Origin of the sequence: uncultured Kordia sp., assembly GCF_947489565.1 — a bacterium.
GTDB lineage: Bacteria > Bacteroidota > Bacteroidia > Flavobacteriales > Flavobacteriaceae > Kordia.
In genome coordinates this window covers 295,885-316,620 of the sequence record NZ_CANLEA010000005.1, presented here as the reverse complement: position 1 = coordinate 316,620, position 20,736 = coordinate 295,885, and the positions used below count along the sequence as shown (strand labels likewise).

The following is a 20,736-nucleotide window of genomic DNA, read 5'->3' as shown; positions in this document are numbered from 1 at the left end:
ACCTATATCCTTAACATATTACCTGAAGTAACTTGCTGTATCTCTTGTGTTTCTTGAAAAATCTGAATTTCTTTTGCAATACTTTCTACCGTTGGTGAACCATAGAATTCTTTTAGTTTTATTTCTAAACCAGTTATCTGTTCGATTCTTTTTAGAATGGTCATGGCTTTTAAAGAATCGCCTCCTAATTCGAAGAAATCATCTTTTAATCCAATTTTATCGTATCCGAAAAATGCAATCCACAATTCGGCAATTTGTATTTCTAATTCTGTTTTTGGTGCTATGTATTCGATATTTATATTTGGACGTGCAGAGTACTGCTGATTGGCTGCTTCTTCATTGATCATTGCTTCAACAGCAAATAGTGTATGACTTTCTGCTTCCGCTTTGAATCTTTCAATTGGAATCGTTGAAACAATGACTTCTTTTTGGTTTGATTGAAGTGCAAACTGTATACAAGCCATACCTTCTACATCAGAAATTCCTGTGTCTAAAACTTTTGCCGTATTTGTTGAAATGCGTTCGTCTGATTTTAAAGCCATTCCGCTTTCCTTCCAAGTATCCCACAAAACACTTACAATCTTAGTTGTAGCACTTTCATTTTTTGCCATGAAGTTTTGATACGTATTCGCCGCAGCATATCCTATTTGACCGAAAGGATTTTTAAGAGCAGCTAACGAAGAGAAAAGCATTAAGAATGTCGGATTGTATTCTTTACAAACTTTATTAAGAACTACAGAACCTTCAATTTTCGGTGAAAATATGGTTTCGCAATTGCTTCGTGATCTATCTTTGATGAGTCCAAAATAATCTCCAATACCAGCTGTATGAAAAACTCCGTTTATAGTAGTTTCATTTAATTCAGTCATCGCTTGTTTTACACCTTCTTGTAGACGTTTTTCGTCTTCAATATTTGATTGTACGTATTTAACTTTTTCGCTTAAAATAGCACTCAAGGATGCAGAAACTTCGCTTCGTCCAACTAAAATTAATTTCGCGTTATATTCGGCAAGTAAAAATTTAGAAATTACTTGTCCTACTCCACCACTAGCTCCTGTTATAAGGTAACAACCATTTTCTTCAAAAACCGTTGTTTGTTGATGATCGTTTATTTGAATTTTATCGTGATATAATGTCCACGCTTTTTCTCCGCGAATTGCCAATACGTTTTCACCACTTTGAAAAGCAAATTGGTTATTAATAAGCGTATTTAATAGTGTTGATGAATTAGATTCGCTTGAATATTCTATGAAGCGACACGTAACATGTTTGTATTCTTTCGGAATTGTTTTTACTGCCGCTAGAAGTGTACAAAAATTATAATTCACGGTCTCATTACCGTATACGTTGAAAAGATCGTTTCCTAAAACATCTATTTTTAAGGTTTCGTAACTTATTTTTTCGAGGATAAAACGAGTAATGAATTGAAGCGAAAAGTACCCTAAGTCTTGACATTGCTCAAAATCGAGTGCAGTATTTTCTTGTATGCTCCACGAATGAATGATTGTACCATGACCGCCATTGATAGATGTTGATAACAATTCCCCAAGCTTCGCATAATCCTCTGAACGTTTTGGATTTATTGTGATGATATTTGAAGCTGTTTGTTCAAAATGAGTTCCGTGCTGAATCATATAAAGATCTCCTGCAAAATTCTTGAAAGATTCCTTGATGTTTTGAGAGATTGAATGTTCATTTACAAAACAAATTACCCAATCTGAATCTGTGTTTGCCGCATGAGGTTGTACAGATATTTCTTTCCAGTTTTCCTTGTATAACCAATCTTTTGGTTGGTTTCCTGGACCAGAGAGTAAATTCGTATTGAAACCGCCAAGTGCTTCAAACACATTTACACGCGCATTGAATTTGTATTTGTCAAAACAATACGTCGGACAAGGTACTTTGGTGTACTTTTTATTGTTGTAAAACGAATCCCAGTTTACTGAAATACCGTTTTGCCAAAGTTGCCCTACCAGTTGTAGCATCTGTGAATAATCATTGTTAACTTCTTTTGCATTTCTAACCGATTGTAAAAACACGGTTGTGTCTGCTTCTGGGTTATTTTGTTGTATTAGATTGGATATCGAAGCTCCAGGACTAATTTCGATGACACATGAAGGATTTGATCGAATGATTTCTTGACTTCCCAATAAAAAGTTGACACTATTTCGAATGTGTTTTGCCCAATATGCTGCAGAAGTTGCATTTTCATCACTGATGAACGCTCCTGTAGAACTTGAGATAAAAGGAATTTGAGGTGCTTGTAATGGAATGTCGTGGAAGAAAGCTGCAAATTCTTCCAAAATAGGCTCCATCATTTTAGAATGAGATGCAATGGAAATTTTTAATACTGTATAGTCAAAATTTCTCTCTTCCAATATTGGCAATGTATTCTGAACGCTTTCTTTTGTACCTGAAATGACACAAGACGTAGCTGTATTAATTACTGCAACTTGAATTTCTGGTGGTAATAAAGCTGCCACATCTGTATAAGGAGCATTTACAGCAACCATGGTTCCTTTTTCAATAGAATCCATGAGTTCTGCTCTTTTCTCCATGATTCGTAAACCATCTTCAAAACTGAACACGCCACTTAAACAAGCTGCACAATATTCTCCCTGACTTAGCCCAATTAACATGGAAGGTTGTACACCTAAATTCATCAATAGTTTGGCGATACAATATTCAAAAAGAAAAAGTAATGGTTGTGTATTTAATGTGTTATGAATGAATTCAGGATCATAAGTACGATCAGTATACCCAAGAATACCTTTGTAATCAACTGAAGAGTTTTTACTTAAAATAGCGAAACCTTTATCCATCATTTCTCTGAAACTAGGCTCAGATTCATAGAGGTCTTTCCCCATTTGATAGTATTGTGTTCCCTGTCCTGAAAAGGCAAACGCAATTTTTCCATCTTTTGCTCCCGAAGCTATATTTAGGTTTCCGTACTTGAACGAGTATTCACCATTGTTAGATTCAACAACGATATATTTTCTATAATCGAAAGTTTTACGTCCCGTATTTAACGATTGCGAAATAGCTTGTAATTGCGCTGATTCATTTTCTTTTATGAATCGACTTAATTCTTTTTCATAAGCATTTACAGAGGATTCACTAGCTGCAGAGTAAGTTATCAATGCTGTTTTAGGAGATGATTCTGGCTGCGCTGCTTTTTCATAAGATTCTAAAAGTACGTGTACATTTGTTCCTCCAATACCAAAACTACTTACACCTGCAAGTAATGGTTTGTTGATTTCAGTAGCTTGCCAAGGTTTTGTTTCTGTATTTACAAAGAAAGGTCCTGATTTGAAATTTACTTCTGGATTTGGACTTTTGAAATGAAGTGAAGGAACTAGCAATTCATGTTCGAGCATTAAACTCGTTTTAATTAACGCTGCTACTCCTGCTGCGGCATCCAAATGTCCCATATTACTTTTTACAGATCCTACAGCACATTTATGATTGGTATCGAATTGAAATGCTTTGTTTAAGGATTCTATTTCTATAACATCGCCTATTTTTGTTCCTGTTCCATGTGCTTCTACATACGAAACTTCGTTTGGTTGTATTCCTGCAATTTTATGTGCTAGTGTAATACAATCAGACTGTCCGCCAATACTTGGAGCTGTATATCCAACTTTTCTTTTCCCATCATTGTTTGCCGCTGAAGATCGGATGACAGCATAAATATGATCTCCATCTCGTACCGCTTCTTCGTATCTTTTTAAAACTACGACACCTACACCTTCTCCACTTATTGTTCCGGATGAATCTGCATCAAATGCTCTACAATGTCCATCTTTTGACAAAATCATTCCCTCCGCATATTCGTACCCTTTTTCTACATGTGTATTGATACTTACGCCACCAGCTAAGGCCATAGAACATTCGCCCATTAACAAGTTTCTACATGCAATGTGAATGGAAGATAAAGAACTAGAGCAAGCTGTATCTATATAATATGACGGTCCTCGGAGGTTTAAACTATACGAAATTAGCGTACTTAAGAAATTTTTATTTGAAAGTTGTTTTACTTTAAAGAAATCTACATTATCAACCGAATTGATTAATGTGTTTGCACGCCAATTCAAATTATCGGATGCTGATAAAAAGACACCGACTTGTTTTTTATATTTTGAGATATCGTATCCAGCATTTTCAAATGCTAACCACGCTTGTTCGTGCATTACGCGGATTTGAGGATCCATTACTTTTGCCTCATCTTTTGTATATCCGAAAAATGCATAATCAAAACTTTCAACATCTCGCATGCGCGAGTGCACATCTACAAAAGCAGGGTTTTCGTTCGTTTCATCTTCTACGACCTCAATTAATTCATCTCCATTTATTAAACTTTCCCAATAGTCTGCTAAATTTTCAGTAGATGAAAACTTACACGACATTCCTATAATGGCTATATCTTTTTTTCTATTTTGCTGCTTCATAAATTTTTAAATATTCATTAAATTAATCATGTCATCCATCATGTCGGATACATCATCGGCATTTAAATCAGTTTCTTCTTGTATTGTTTTTTCTGTGGTGCTGTTAATATTTTGAGCGAGTTCTTTTATGTTTGGAAATTTAAAGAGTGTAACGGTTTCTAGTTCCGTTTTAAATTTCATGTTGATTGTGTTTAGAATTTTAATAATCTTGATAGAGTTTGCTCCTATATCAAAGAAGTTATCTTCCACACCAATTATACTAGCTTCAAGGTTTAATTCTGCTGCTATGATTTCTACCAACTGTTTTTCTAATTCATTGGTTGGTGGCACTAGAATTCGCTCTGAATTCGTCAATTCGTCCGTATAGGACATTAATTCTTTCCTGTTTATTTTCCCTGTCAACGTCATTGGAATTTTATCCAACTGTATTATTTTTTGGGGAATCATATATGGTGGAAGTATTTGATATATTTCAGATTGAATAGCTGCTACATCAAGATTTTTTGTGGTTGTGTAGTATGCAAAAAGATTTTTTTCGTCAGAATTATTTCCTTTTACAACAACTGCCACATTGCTGATTGCTGGAATTTGTAATAAGGCACTTTCTACTTCTCCAATTTCAATTCGGTATCCGCGAATTTTAACCTGATCATCTTTTCTTCCAACAAAATGAAAAATATTTTCTTCATCTAAATAGCCAGTATCACCCGATTTGTATAATATACTTCCAACTTCAAAAGGATGATTTACAAACTTCTCATTCGTCTTTAATTCATCATTTAGATACCCTGTAGACAAGCCAATTCCAGAAATACATATTTCACCAACGCCATACGGAGGCATGATATTCATGTCTTTATCTAGTATGAGTAATTGTTTGTTTGTAGAAGCTGATCCCATTGGAATACTCGTATATTCTTTTTTAGGATCGACTTTGTAATAACTTGATACTACCGAACATTCTGTAGGTCCGTAGGCATTGTAATAGTTTTTCGATTTGGCATACAACATAGCATCTTTGGTAATTGCCATTTCTCCCGCAGTAATTATTGTTCTAACCGTTGGCATACTGTACTGCGTTATTGCATTTAAATATGCTGGAACGATTAGTAAAATAGATACTTTATGACGGTTTATCTGAGCGACAAAAGTGGAAGGATCTGCGAGACTGTTTTTATCAAAAATTACCAAACTCGCACCACCGACAAGCGATGTAAAAATGTCTAAGATGGAACCATCAAATGCCGTAGAGAAAAATAAAGAATACTTATCGTCTGGAGTGATATTGAATTCGTTTACATAGTCTAATGCCGAATTTAATATGCCTTCATGTTGAATTTTTACTCCTTTTGGATTTCCTGTTGAACCTGATGTATATAATATATAAGCTACTGCTTTGCTATCTGTCGCTACAGAAACTCGTGTTTCTGGATAGTTTTCAATTTCAAAATTAGTGTGTATGTTAAACTTAGCACATGCAGTATCTTTTAGCTTTTGCATGTTTTCTGTGTCAACCACTACTAGTTTTGCATTGACTTCATTGACAATAGAAGTGAGTCTACGTTCAGGATTTGTAGTATCTAACGGAACATATATTGCTTTTAATTTTAAAATTGCTAGAATCGTAACAATGCTACAATCGCTTTTTTCAAGCAACACAGCGACAACATCCGTTTCTTTTATATTGTATGTAGCCTGTAAACAATGAGACATTTTGTTTGAAATGATGTCTAATTCTTTATAGCTTACATTTTTATCTCCAAATACAACCGCAATATTGTCTGGGTATTTAGATACATTTTCATAAAACAGATCGATCGCCGTTTTTTCAGCTGGTAATTGTTGTTGAAGTCCTTTGTTTTCTAGGCAGTTTCTTTTCCATTCAGAGGAAACCACAGCTATTTTTGAAACTTCAGTTTTTGGTTCTGATACTACTTTTTCAAGCGTTTTCAAATATCCGTGAAGCATTTCTCTCATTGCAAAATCGCTGTACACATCTGTATTGTATACTAAATCTAGAATAACGCATCCGCCTTGCTCTTCAAAATTGACTTCTATATCAAGTTTTACCATTTTGAAGCCTAAATCTTGAATCTGTCCAATATTTGCTAATTCTGCATCTGCGTTAGATTCTACGGTGTTTTGTAATGTAATTAAAACGTCAAAAAGTGCATTTCTGTTTGGACTTTTCTTTATGTTTAATAGTTCGATCAAACCATCAAAAGGATACATTTGGTGTGCATAACATTCTAATACATGCGCTGTATTTCTATTGAAAAAGTCTAAAAATGTATCTTGTTCGTTTAAGGTCGATTTTAGGGCGAGTGTGTTTACATAGAAACCAATCTGATTTTCTAAATCGGGATGTTCTCTTCCAGCAATTGGCGAACCTAAAATAACTTCTTCTTGTCCAGAATATTTATGAAATAATACTTGCCAAACGGATAAAAGTCCTATGAATAAACTGCTGGATTTTTCACGCGAAAATTCTACTAAATTTTCAATCGTATTCGCCGGAATAATCATTCGCAAACATTTTCCATTAGTCGTTTTTATTAATGGTCTTGTTTTTTGAATTGGTAATTCTAATTGTGGAATTTCACCTTTAAAAGTTTCCAGCCAAAAATCTTTATGTGCGTCCCAAACTCCTTCTTTTATTTGGTTTAGTTGCCAATAAGCATAATCTTTATAGTTTAGTTTTAGTGGAACAAGTGCTACTTTTTGTTTGTTGCTAATAGCTTTGTAAAAAGCCAAAATGTCTCTAAATAAAGTAGCATCAGACCAACCATCGCCAATGATGTGATGTATGTTGAAGTATAACGAAAATTTAGTGTCGCTGTGCTTAAATATTTTACCACGGAATAACGGTCCATTCACGAAATCGAACGGAATGAAACTGTCTTTTCTAACATATTCGAGTGCGTAATCGTCTGACGATTCCATTGCAGTAATATCTTCAAAAGCTATTTCCCAAGAGAATTTGTCCGTTGGAATAATCCACTGTTTTACTTCTCCGTCAACGTCATTTTTAAAGATTGTTCTTAACACTTCATGACGCGCTACAACTTTACCTATAGCTTCTTGTAACATAGCAACATCGTGTGCGCCATCTAAATATACATGTGCTGGCATATTGTATGCTTGCGACATGTTTTTAAATTGACTTATTACCCAAAGTCTTTTTTGTCCGTCAGAAAGTGGATAATTTTCAAGTTGTGGTGCCAGTGTGATGGCATTGTATTTTTCTGTAGTTTCAATTTCGAGTAATGCCGAATGGGCACTTGCTGTAGTATTCGCAAAGATGTCTTTTAATTGTAATTTTATATCAAACGTCTTGTGATATTCACTAATTAAGCGCATTGCTTTGATACTATGACCTCCAAGTTGGAAAAAGTCATTGTGCATACTTATACTTTCAAGATTGAGCACACGTTGCCAAATCAGTTGAATTTTTTCTTCTCGTTCGTTTTTTGGAGCAACATAATTGGTAATTTCTTCGTTTACCCAAAATAATTTTTTCTTATCTATTTTTCCATTGGACGAGAGCGGAAATACTTCCAATTGCTTCCACTTTCGTGGAATCATATAGTCTGGCAGATAGTTATTTAAAGCCAATTCTAATTCTTGAACGTTGACTTTGTTACTATTTTTGATAAATCCGACTAAATCACCTTCTTCTTCAAGAATGATCGCTTTTTCAACAAATAGATTGACTTTACTTTCTATTTCGCCCAATTCAATTCTGTGACCTCTTACTTTTACTTGAAAATCTTTTCTTCCTAAAAAGAAGAGTTCTCCATCCCACGACCATTTTCCAAGATCGCCCGTTTTGTACATTTTCTGAGAAGCATCAAACGGATCACTGACAAATTTTTCGGCAGTTAGTGCTGAATTGTTTAGGTAACCGTCTCCAACTCCTATTCCGCTGACACAGATTTCTCCAATAACGCCAATTGGACATTTTTGATTGAAATCATCAAGTATATGTACTTTCATGTTTCGTATTGGCTTCCCAATAGGAACATTGTAACTTTCTGGAGCTTTGCTCATGATGTGTAAGGTTACATCATCAGATGCTTCTGCTGGTCCGTATGCGTTGACTACTTTGATGTTTGGATATGCATCAAACCATCGTATTAAAATATCTTGACTTACCGCTTCTCCAGTTACTAATAGGAATTCAAGTCCATCAAAATCTCCCTGGTTAGCTTCATCTAATAAGATAGATAAGTAACTTGGTACAACTTGCAATATAGACGCTTTATCGTCTCGTAATTTTTCAATAAATCGCGTTGGTTCATTGACAAGTTCACTTCCGTAAATCAAGGTAGTTCCGCCAATCAATAATGCATTGAGCAATTGCCACACAGAAATATCAAATGTTACAGATGCATTTTGAATGATTTTTGAATTTTGGGTTAAATTCAATTCTTCAATCATTGAATCTAGGTGATTCAGCAATCCTTTGTGATGTAGTAAAACCCCTTTTGGAACTCCTGTTGATCCTGAAGTGTATATGATATACGCAGTATCATTTGGTGAAATTGTTTTTTGTGGCGCTTCTTCACTCTGTACGTTTAAGACACGTGCATCGTATTGAAATTTTTGTTTGGATATGTTGGTTTCAGTTGCTGTTCCTGCTACTAAAATTGCGTCAAATCGATAATCTGTTAACTCGTTTGACACTGTAAAATCTTTCTCTTCAAAAACAACAGACGTAAAATGATTGTTTTCTGCTACTAAGTCCTTAAAGAACGCTTTCGATAGGAATAATTCGGATGAGAAATCAGTTTTCGTTACATAGTCATTTGCTAAATTGTTACGTTTAAAAGTTAGCAAACTCTTTAACAAGTCGTCTTTCAGTGCTGCATCCATAACATCACCAATAGCAATTACTCCTGATGGATTTAGGATTTCAGAAATTTTGTCAATGACATTTCTTAGATAGTTTGGACTTTCAAAATCTTGTACCACACTGTTTATGATGACAACATCAAATGTTCCTTTGTCTAGCATGTCTATTTCAGACGCGCTCAGACACGCAAGTGATACATTTTCAATTGAAGCTAATTTTTTCTTCTGCTTTCTAATGGTACTTTCTGAGATATCAACTCCTACAAATTCTTTTACATGTGGAGCTACCTTTTTTAGTGTAATTCCTGATGCGCAACCAATTTCTAAGACACGTGCTTCTTTGTGTAAGTATGGTTTGATAGAGTTGTAGAAACTTTCACCATATTCGTCCATTTCTAGTGTAGAGAATGGTTCTCCCGTGTAACTGCTTATCCAACCACCGCCTTCTACATCGTCTTTTGATGTTTCTCCAACATAATTCCAGAGTTCTTTGTACTCGTGATCTTTATTTTCATATTCGGCATATACATCTTCACTATCTAAACATACAAAATGTGTAAGGTTTGTACATTCAATTTGTAATTTAGAGACAAGTCCAACATGATTTTTTGAAGTACAAACAACATGTATTTCTGCATCACTGATGATTGGTTTTATGCGTTCTTCAGGATAGTTTGCATCAATAGCAACATAACTGTAACCTGCCTTGAATGCTGCAATGATGGATAGAATTAATTCATAACTTCGATCTGTAATGATTCCTAAGATGTTTTCTTTCCCTGAATGTTCACAAGACATTAGAAAATGAGCCAATTGATTTGATCGCTGGTCAAGTTCTTTGTACGTAATGTTTCTATCCTTGTCCTGAATCGCGATGGCATTTGGCGAATTTTGAACTTGTTCGTAAAATCGATCTACATACGTTTCATTTCCATCTGTTGCTACTTCCGTTTTATTGAACTGTAACAGTTTATTTTCTTCTTCAACAGTCGTGTATTTAGCTTCTCCTATTGGTGTTTCCGACTTTTCTAATAAACCTTCTAGCAGGTTAGAATAGTGTCGCATAAGGTTTTCAATGTCTGCATCGCTGTAGATATCAGCATTAAAAAGTACGGTCATCCATATATAACCTTCTTTTTCTTCGAAGTCAATTTCTAAATCGAATCGACTAATACAATCGCCTAAATCGTGTACATCATCATTTTTATATGCTGCATCCAACATGGTTTCTTGACTGCTGCTTTGAAGCGTAATCATAATGTCAAATATGGCGCTTCGGCTTACATCTCTTTTTAGCGATAAATCTTCTACTAAATGATCAAAAGGATAGTCTTGAAATTGATATGCCTTTAAGGTTGTTTTTTTAACTTTTTCATATACTTCATTGAAACTATCGCTTCCGCTGATGTTATTTCTTAATACGATTGAGTTTACATAAAAACCTATTTGATTTTCAAGATCTTCATGGTCTCTTCCTGAAACTGGACTTCCAACAATGATGTCTTTTTGACCAGTATATCTGTGTAACAAGACTTTCATTGACGACAGCAATGCCATGAATAAACTTCCTCCTTTAGACAGATGATAGTTTTTGAGTTTATCAGCTATTTCAGGTTTTATAGAAAAGCCTAGTTTTTTTCCTTTGTGTGTTTTTACGACAGGTCTTGCATAGCTAGATGGAACGTTTAGTAACGGTAAATCTCCCGCTAAGTATTCAGCAAAATATTTTTTTGCTTGCTCGTATTTTTGTCCAGAAATTTTCACCTGTTGCCATGCAGAATAATCTTTGTATTGCAGTTTTAATTTAGGCAATGCTACAGGTTCATTTTCGGCAAAAGCTTTGTAAAAAGCCAGAACATCTGACATTAATACATTGTTAGACCAACCATCTCCAATAATGTGATGCGTATTGGTGTATAGAATTGTTTTGGAATTGGCTAATTTGATGATACTAACTCTAACCAATGGCCCTTTTTCTAAATCGAAAGGTTGGAATGAATTACCACTTATGTATTGTATAGCTTTGGTTTCTCCATCACTATCTTTTGTATAATCGATTGTTTTGACTGAGAAATCAAAATCGTTAAAGGCAATAACACGTTGCCTTAATTTCCCTAAATCATTTACTTTAAATACCGTTCGTAATACTTCATGTCGATTGATTGTTTGTTTGATGGCTTCTTCGAGCTTTTCAAAATCAATAGTTTCATGAAGCATCAAATGTTCGGGCATGTTATAGGATATAGATGCTTCTTCTAGTTGACATAAAATCCAAAGTCTGTATTGAGAAGAAGATACTTCATAGTCTTCTGCTTCTTCAATAACAGGAATGAAAGCGCTGTTGTCTCCGTCGGATACTTGACGTTGGAGACAAAAATCAATGAGGTCTGATTTATATTCTCTAATTTTTGTTTTGTCTTCATCAGTAAGATTCGCGACTTTCCCAAAAACCTTCAGATTCCCATTAGTTTCATCGATATGTATGCCTTTTTGTTTTAGGCTAATAATGAAAGTATATAATTCGTTCATTCAGTTTGTAATTTTTAATTAACTCACTTCGTGTGTTATGAAATATTAAAGAGAGTTTATTACTTCAATTAGTATGTCAATACCTTGTGTTAAATGAGATGGTTCTATCACTAGTGGTGGCAATATTTTTAATACTTGTCCATGATTTCCACAGGTTTCAATGATCAATCCTTTGTTGAATGCTATTTTTGAAACATTTTCCGCCATTTCACCATTTTCTAGGTGTATTCCCCAGATTAATCCGCGTCCGCTAATTTTCAACACTTTCGTTGAGCTATTTTTTAAGTGTTGTAGCTTGTCCGTTATTATTTTTTCTAATGTTTTGACTTGAGTTTGCAAAGCGTCATCTTTCCAATAATGATTGAGCGCACTAGTCGCAGCAGCTAACGATAAGTTATTTGCTCTAAACGTACCATTGTGTTCTCCTGGAGACCAAATATCAAACGCTGGCTTTAAAAGCACTATTGATAGCGGCAATCCGTAACCACTGATTGATTTTGATAAGAGAACAATGTCTGGATATATGTTTGCTTTTTCGAAGCTGAAAAAGTCTCCGGTTCTACCGCAACCTACTTGAATATCATCTACAATTAAAAAGATATCGTGCTTTTTACAGATACTTGATAGTGTTTGTAACCATTCAATACTTGCTACATTTACACCGCCTTCTGCTTGAATGGTTTCCACAATGATAGCCGCAGGAGCATTAACGCCACTACCTTTTGTCTCTATCATTTTTGACAAGAATTCTAACGAATTGATGTTTGGTCCCATAAATCCTTCGTGAGGAAAAAAGATTATATCCTGACTTGGTATGTCTGTATGTCTATGTTCTTGACTTCCAGAAACTGCCAGTGCTGTAGCTGTCATTCCGTGAAAAGAGTTTGTAAAAGCAATTACTTTTGATCTTTTTGTGAATTTCCTTGCAAGTTTTATAGCTGCCTCCACTGCATTGGTTCCTGACGGACTTGGAAATTGAATTTTATAATCAAGGTTTCTAGGTTTTAAAATATAATTTTCAAAACAGTCAAGAAACTTTAATTTCACAACACTGTCCATGTCCAAACAATGAACAGGCGAACTGTACTCAAAAAACTCAAGTAAGTCTTGCTTTATTAATGGATTGTTATGTCCATAATTTAATGCACCTGCTCCGCTAAAAAAGTCGATATATACTTTTCCATCAGTATTTGACAAGGTGTCCTTTTGGGCTTTTTCAAATACCGTTGGAAAAGATTTTGCATATCCGTTTACATTAGATTCTTTTGATATCATTATCATATGTTATTTTTTTAAAAAATGAGTTCTCCATCTTCTTCGCTAGATTCTACATGAGTATCCAATTTCATGGCTTCAATGTATAATGCGAGTTTGTTTATGGTAGTTTCATTAAATATTTTTTCTAAACTTAAATTGACGTTGAATGTTTTACGTATTTCACTTAGTAATTTGAGGGCTTTTAAACTGTGTCCACCTAACTCAAAGAAGTCATCGTGAATTCCTATTTTTTCGGTATCTAGTATTGTTTTCCATATTTCGGCTAATGCTTTTTCTGCTTCTGTATTTGGTGCTACATAGTTTGTAGTACTCAGTGTTTGTTCTTCCTTGAAATTTAGAAGTGCTTTTTTATCTATTTTACCATTAAAGTTTAATGGGAATTCGTTTAGATAAATGAAATACGAAGGCGTCATGTAGTTTGGAAGAATCTCAGCGATGTAATTCCTTAAATCTACAATTGCAATTCTTTCATTTCCTGTATAAAATGCTGCAATTTCTTTTTCACCATTTAGCTCATTGATAATGACAACAGCTTCCTCAATACCTTGAAAGTCTGTTAAGGTTTTTTCTATTGCAGATAGTTCAATTCGATGTCCGCGAACTTTCACTTGAAAATCCTTTCTACCTAAAAATACAAGCGTTCCGTTGGCATTCCATTTTGCCAAATCGCCAGTTTTGTAGAGTCTTTCTTTTTTGTTAGGATCAAAAGGACTTGGGATGAATTTTTCTTTTGTTAGAGATTCTTTGTTTATGTAACCTCTGGCCACACCTTTTCCTCCAATATAAATTTCACCTGCAACACCAATTGGACACACATTTAAATCTTCGTTTAACACATAAATTTGTGTGTTAGCTATTGGTTTTCCTAGCACTACAGGAGATTCAGACATTTTTTCCATAACCGACCAAATCGTAGTTTCCGTAGGTCCGTACATGTTGTAAATTTCTGCGTTTGTGAGTTCCTTGACTTCATTCTTTAAATTATCGCTCAATGCTTCTCCACCAATGATGATATGCTTTAAGGATTTTAGAAAGTCTATCGAATGCTCTTCACTTTTTAGAATTTTTAAGAAAGAAGGTGTTGTTTGTATCGCGGTAATTGGTCGCGTTGGTTTTGTGTCGTTGGCTTTGAATGATTTGTTTTTCTTTCGAACTTCATTTAACTGTTCCAAACCATTGACTACGACATCTTTATCTAGTCCAAAATCAACCAAGCAAGCGATTTCATTAACTCCAATGAGTTGTATTTTTTGAAGCATGTTTGCAACACTTTCTTGGGTTCCAATCAAAGCAGAATCTTGCCAATATCTTTCAAAAGCTAAATCGACCAAATTGTTTAAATCATCTTCATGTAGGTTTGTATTTTCACCATCTCTAAATTCCTTTAGCATGTTTCCAATAAGTCCTAAACTAGATTTTAGATACGATTTGAAGGGTTCGCGTACCAATTCTTTCACCTCATCAATATCTTCACCAATATATGTGTGTAGCATCAGTGAAATCTTGGCATCTTTTACCGAGTGTCCATTTTCTGAAAGCGCTTTTTTGTAGACTTTTATGTTCTCTTGTAATTGATCTAGCGTTTGTCCCAAAAGATGCGTTAATATGTTCGCTCCTATTTTACCAGCTTCCGCGTAAGTTTCCGGATTTCCACCAGTTGTTACCCATATTGGGATTTCTTTTTGAATTGGCTTTGGAAATACCTCAACGTCAATTTCTTCTCCTACACCATTGATTCTTTTGATGGTTTCTCCTTTCCAGAGTTTTCTTAATTCTGCTATTTGCTGAAACATTTTGACTTTTCTGTTTGAAAAATCATCAGGTCGTAGTACGAAGTCATTTGGCGTCCAACCAGAAGCAATTGATAATGAAACTCTTCCGTTAGATAAATTGTCAACCACAGACCATTCTTCTGCCACTCGAATTGTATCATGTAATGGTAAAACCACACTACCAGAACGAATGTTAATGGTATTCGTAATCGTAGCTAAGGAAGCACCAACAACCGACGGAGCAGGAAATATTCCTCCAAATTCATGGAAATGTCTTTCTGGCAACCAAACAGCGCTAAAATCATTTTGATCAGCATATTTGACTGTTTTTAATAACAAATCGTATTTATTATTCTGATCTACCTTTTGACTGGAGAAAAAGAATACACTGAAATCTGTTGTTTTGTTTTTATGTTGTTGTAAATAGGTGTCAAAAATGCTAAAATCTGTGTTCGAACTTGCTACAGTTACTAAGATTCCTGAACATACGGTGTATAAAAGTTCCAATATAGAGATATCAAACGAAGTTGATGTAAGCGCCAATAAATGATCGGAAGCATCTAAATCCAAACTATTGCGCATTGCCATAATGAAGTTGACTAAACTTTTGTGTTCAATCATCACTCCTTTTGGTTGTCCCGTTGTACCAGATGTATAAATGATATATGCTAATTGGTTCGCGGTAACTTCGTAAGCAACTTCACTTTTGCCATACTTTGCTAAATTCTCTGTAAATGTGTGTAAGTGTGCTTGGTTTATGCATGCTTTACATCCGCTATCTTCTAAAATGTAATCTGTTCTTTTTTGAGGATATTCTAAAGAGATCGGAAGATAGATTGCGCCCGTTTTCATAATTCCGAGAATGGTGACTAGCAACCACTGACTTCGAGGAAGCATGACACCAACCACATCTCCTTCAGTAATGTGAAATTCTGCTTTTAAATAGTATGCAAATTGATTTGATAAAGTATCTAACTCCTCATACGTTAATTCTTCGCCTTCATATAGTACAGCTAATTCACTTCCTTTTTCTACCAAGATGTTTTTGAATAATGAAATAGTCGTTTCATCCTCATTCAAATCATATTCGGTATCATTAAATTTATCTAGTAACGTAGATTTGTCTTTTGAGTTTAAAAATTCGGCAGCAGATAATTGTATGCTTGGATCGCTTGTTAATACAGAAGCCAATAATCTGTAATGCTTCATAAATTGCGTTATCATTTCCTCTTCATACACATTGGTATTGTAAATGACATTGCATATAATTTCCTCATTCGTTTCCTCAAAAGCAACTTCTAAATCATTTTTAGATTTGTGTGCGCCAAGTACCAAAACATCATCAACTTCAGTATTGAAATGATAGTCTTCTTCTGTTGGATTTGCTCCTAACGATACGTTTTGCAAACTGATTGAAATGTCAAAAATAGGACTACGACTTGTATCTCTAGGAATATCTAATTCTTCCACAAGTCGGTCAAAAGGATATACTTGATTTTGATACGCTTCTAGTAGATTTTCGGTAACATTTTTGTAAAATTCAACAAAACTCAAATCTGTTTTGATTTCATTTCGGATAGATAACATATTGATAAATACACCAATTTGATCTTCCAAATCGGCATGTGATCTACCTGCTATTGGAACTCCAATGATTTGATCTTTTTGTCCTGAGTATCTATGTATGAGAATGTGGAAAACCGATAGTAATGTTGAGAATAAACTCCCTTGATATTTTTTTGAGAATTCATTTAAACGCGCGGCTTCTTCCGTATTAAATACTAATTGTAGACTGTTTCCATTGTATGTTTTGATGGACGGTCTTACTTTTTCTGATGGTAAATCGATTAATGGCAATTCGCCTTTTAGTTCATTTAGCCAATATTTTTTGTGAATGTCCCAGTTTCCACTTTTTAATTGATTGGATTGCCATGCTGCATAATCTTTATACTGAATTCGCAATGATTCCGTTGATAAGGCTTCGTTTGCAATGAGTGTGTTGTATATTTTTAGAATCTCTTTCTTTAGTACTTCATTTGACCACGCATCTCCCACAAGATGATGCATGTTGAAGTAAATTAAAAATTGATCGTCGGCAATACAGAAGATTTTCCCTCTTAGTAACGGTCCATTTTCTATATCAAAAGGCTTGAACGAATCTTCTTTGATGTACGCTGAGATATGATTGTACGAATTGTCAATATGAGCAACGTTTTCTACTGAAATTGGAATGTCTACGTCATAAGCTGGAAGAATCCATTGTCTGATTTCATCATTTTCGTTGGGTTTAAAAACAGTACGTAATATTTCATGTTTTTCTACAACCGCATGTATAGATTGCAATAAGATGTTTGTATCGTATTTTCCTTCCAATTCAATGAAAGAAGGCATATTGTAAGCTACGAGTCCTTCTTGAAACTGACTTAATACCCAAATTCTTCGTTGCGCATCGGATAAAATGTAATTTTCTTGCGTACCAATTTTAGGAATTTCTGCATATTGATCTTCGCTAGAATTGATCATTAATTGCTGATGTTTTTCTATGGTATTGTGCTCAAAAATATCTTTTAACGCTAGTTTTGAATTGAATTTTTTGTGGTATTCACTTATCAATCGCATCGCTTTTAAGCTATTTCCGCCAACGGCAAAGAAATCTATGTCAATTCCGATTGGTTCGTGTCCTAAAACTTCATGCCAAATGCTTTGTATTGCTTCTTGTTCTGCATTAATTGGTGGCAGATATACTTGTTCATTTGTGGTATGATGTACATCAAGAGATAAGAGTGCTTTTGTGTTGAGCTTTCCGCTCGAATTCATTTCAAAATTATCTACTTGTGTAATCGAAGAAGGCAACATATAATCTGTTAGTTCTCCTTTTAAAAAGTTTCGGACTTCATTGTTGTCAATGATCGTATTCACCTTGATAAAAGCTAACAATTCTTTGTCGCCACTTTCCATGTCTTTGGCAATAACAACTGCTTGTGTTACGCCATCATATTCAAGTAGTTTGCTTTCAATTTCTCCTAATTCTATACGATATCCGCGTATTTTGACTTGATTGTCTTTTCTACCAATAAAATGTAATAATCCGTTAGCATCCCATTTTGCCAAATCGCCTGTGCGATACATTCTGATTCCTAGTGCATTTGTAAAACTTTCATTGGTCAGTTTTTCCCTATTCAAATACCCAATTGCTAAACTTGGTCCGCTTATGTATAAGTCACCTTCAAAACCAATTGGTAAAGGTTCTTTGTTTTCATCTAATATGTAAACGCCGTAGTTTAGCGAAGGTTTCCCTATTGGCAAATCAATTGCATTTTCAGGAATATCTTCTTCAGATGTTACTTTGTAGAATGTAGCATTCACAGTACATTCCGTTGGTCCATATACATTAACGATTTCAAAATTTGCCGCTTGTTTTATGGTAGAAAATAGTGTTGATGCAGTCGTTGTTTTAAAGCTTTCTCCTCCTAAAATGATTCTTTCAAGTACGTTTTCTTGAATGTTTTCAGGGAAGTTTTTAGACATTTCAAGATATAGCGAATGTGTTCCGTCTGTAACTTGAATTTTACGCTCAATAATATATTCCCAAAGATCAGGAATGTTTGATTTTACATCGTCTGAAATGATGTGCAACTCACAACCTCTTGTTAATGAGTATAAAAATTGTTGCACAGAAGCGTCAAATGAAAACGATGCCATTTGCGCTACTTTTAATCCGTTGTTTTTTTGTGGATAGACATCTTTTTCTAGACCTTCTAAGAAGTTATTTACCGCAATACTTGATACAATCACTGCTTTTGGAGTTCCTGTAGAACCTGAAGTATAAATTCCGTAAAGTGCTTGAGTTGGATCTAATTCTTCTTGAATAAACGTATGTTCAGCTTTATAGTTTTCAAAATCTTCTAAAGCAGTGGTATTTACAAGTCCTTTGGCTTGTGAATCTTCTAAAATAAAATGTACTCTTTTTTCAGGTGAGTTTTCAGGTATTGGCATGTAAGTCACACCAATTCTAATACAAGCCAAAATAGATAGCAATAGGGCATCATTTTTTGGTAATTGTAGCACTAAACGATCACTGGTAGTTAACTCATATTTTTCTTTTAAATAGACTGCTAAACGTTTTGTGTGTTCGTCTAATTCTTTGAAAGAATAGTGTTTATCTTCAAATACAAATGCTGTGTTTGCGGAATTGTTGAGAATGTTTTTTTCTATCTGTTTCCAGATATGTGTATTGGCTACATCTTCTCCTTTATTGCTACTTAATTCTAGTATTTTTGATCGCTCTTCTTTACTTAATATGTTTAGACTTGCGATTGATTTGTTAGGATTTTCGGCTATTTCTTCAAGTAGATTTACAAAATGATTGATGAGATTGTTTACATACGTTTCATCAAATAGATCTGTATTATATCGCAACAATAAACCGATACCGTTTTCTTTTTCGGTAAAAGTCCAAGTTAAATCGAACAGAGACACTTTTGAGTCTATATCAACCGTTTCAACCGAAAGTACGTTGGTTTCTTTTGGTTGAGAATTAGGTACTGCATCAGGCGTAAAATCCATGTTCTGCATTACTACCAATACATCAAAAATAGCTGCTCGAGAAATATCTCTTTTTTCATCAACCAATTCTACCATTTGTTCAAACGGAAAGTTTTGATGATCAAACGCTTCTACAACTTCCTTTCTGGTATTGCCTAAGAAATCAAGAAAAGACATTTGTGTATCCACTTGAAGTCTAATCGGTACACTATTGGCAAATAATCCAACTGTATTTCTGAATTCTTCAATTTCTCTTCCCGCTACAGGCGTTCCTACTATGATATCTTTATCTCCTGAATATTTATTTAAAAGTACATTGACCGCTGCCATCATTCCGATAAACATGGTACTTTGCTGCTTGCCAAAGAATGTTTTTAAATTCTTTGATAGTTCGGGAGTAAAATCGTTCTCAATATATTTACCAACATAGGTTTTTACATTGGGTCTTTGAGTTGGGTTGACTAAGTTTAAAACTGGTAATTCGCCCGCTAATTTTTCTTTCCAAAAGTCTAACGATTTACTTTTTGATCGTTTTAATTGTTCATTCTGCCAATAGGCAAAGTCTTTGTAGCCAAATTTTTCTGGAGTGTTTTGCGTCTGTATTCCATTTTTAATATCGTCATAATTCTGAAGTAATTCAGCATTCAATATTTGAAGCGACCAACCATCACTTATGATGTGATGTATGATCATAGCGATGAAAAAACTGTCTTCACTTATTTTAAAACAAAACAGTTTATACATTGGTCCCGTTGTAAATTCCATTGGAATTTGACAATTGGCTTTGATACTATTTTTGGCTTCTGTTAAACCATCAGTTGCGTTGGAAACATCTTGATAGATGACATTGGTTGAAACTTTAGAGACATCATGTATTTCCTGAAGAAGTTGCCCTTTTTCATTTTGAAAAAACGTGGTTCTTAAAATTTCGTTGTCTACAAATAACCTTTTGTTGGCTTCCTTTAATGTAGCAATATCAATATCACCTTTAATGATGACACCGTTGGATATATTGTATGCTACAGAAGCTTCTTCAAATTGACTTAATACCCACATTCTGTATTGATCTGCGGATACTGGATAATAGTCCATTTTAGGAGCTCTAGCAATTTGAACCGCTGCTTTGTTAGATTGTTCTTGTCTGGCTTCTAAATAGGCTAATATTGCAGGTTTATTCTCTTTTATTAATGAAATGACCTTAGTGCCAATTTTACCATTTTGAGATGATAATTTTAGGTTTTTATCGTCACTAAGCCTTATTTGAACCTTTTCTTCAATAAGAATGTCTAATATATTTTTTACCTCCATTG

At 34.5% G+C, this 20,736-nt stretch carries 4 protein-coding genes; all 4 read right to left on the bottom strand.

Features of this window, described 5'->3' with window-relative positions:
• Positions 1 to 2: 2 nt before the first annotated feature.
• Genes Q0845_RS08945 through Q0845_RS08930 form a run of 4 tightly spaced genes read right to left on the bottom strand, consistent with a single transcriptional unit; the run spans position 3 to position 20,734 of the window.
• A complete protein-coding gene (locus Q0845_RS08945; RefSeq protein WP_298511900.1) occupies positions 3 to 4,448 on the bottom strand; it encodes a type I polyketide synthase in 4,446 nt (1,481 codons plus the stop codon).
• A gap of 6 nt (positions 4,449 to 4,454) precedes the next feature.
• Positions 4,455 to 11,831, bottom strand: a complete 7,377-nt coding sequence (locus Q0845_RS08940; RefSeq protein WP_298511898.1) for a non-ribosomal peptide synthetase — start codon at positions 11,829 to 11,831, stop codon at positions 4,455 to 4,457.
• A gap of 45 nt (positions 11,832 to 11,876) precedes the next feature.
• Positions 11,877 to 13,112: a diaminobutyrate--2-oxoglutarate transaminase gene (gene ectB, locus Q0845_RS08935; RefSeq protein WP_298511896.1), complete on the bottom strand. Its 1,236-nt coding sequence runs from the start codon at positions 13,110 to 13,112 to the stop codon at positions 11,877 to 11,879.
• Positions 13,113 to 13,123: 11 nt separating this feature from the next.
• Complete coding sequence (locus Q0845_RS08930; protein WP_298511894.1) at positions 13,124 to 20,734, bottom strand: non-ribosomal peptide synthetase; 7,611 nt, start codon at positions 20,732 to 20,734, stop codon at positions 13,124 to 13,126.
• Positions 20,735 to 20,736: the final 2 nt, after the last annotated feature.

Excerpts from the sequence above, each read along its gene's own strand:
- Q0845_RS08945 (WP_298511900.1), bottom strand. The coding sequence starts at position 4,448 with ATGAAGCAGCAAAATAGAAAAAAAGATATAGCCATTATAGGAATGTCG.
- Q0845_RS08940 (WP_298511898.1), bottom strand. The coding sequence starts at position 11,831 with ATGAACGAATTATATACTTTCATTATTAGCCTAAAACAAAAAGGCATA.
- ectB (WP_298511896.1), bottom strand. The coding sequence starts at position 13,112 with ATGATAATGATATCAAAAGAATCTAATGTAAACGGATATGCAAAATCT.
- Q0845_RS08930 (WP_298511894.1), bottom strand. The coding sequence starts at position 20,734 with ATGGAGGTAAAAAATATATTAGACATTCTTATTGAAGAAAAGGTTCAA.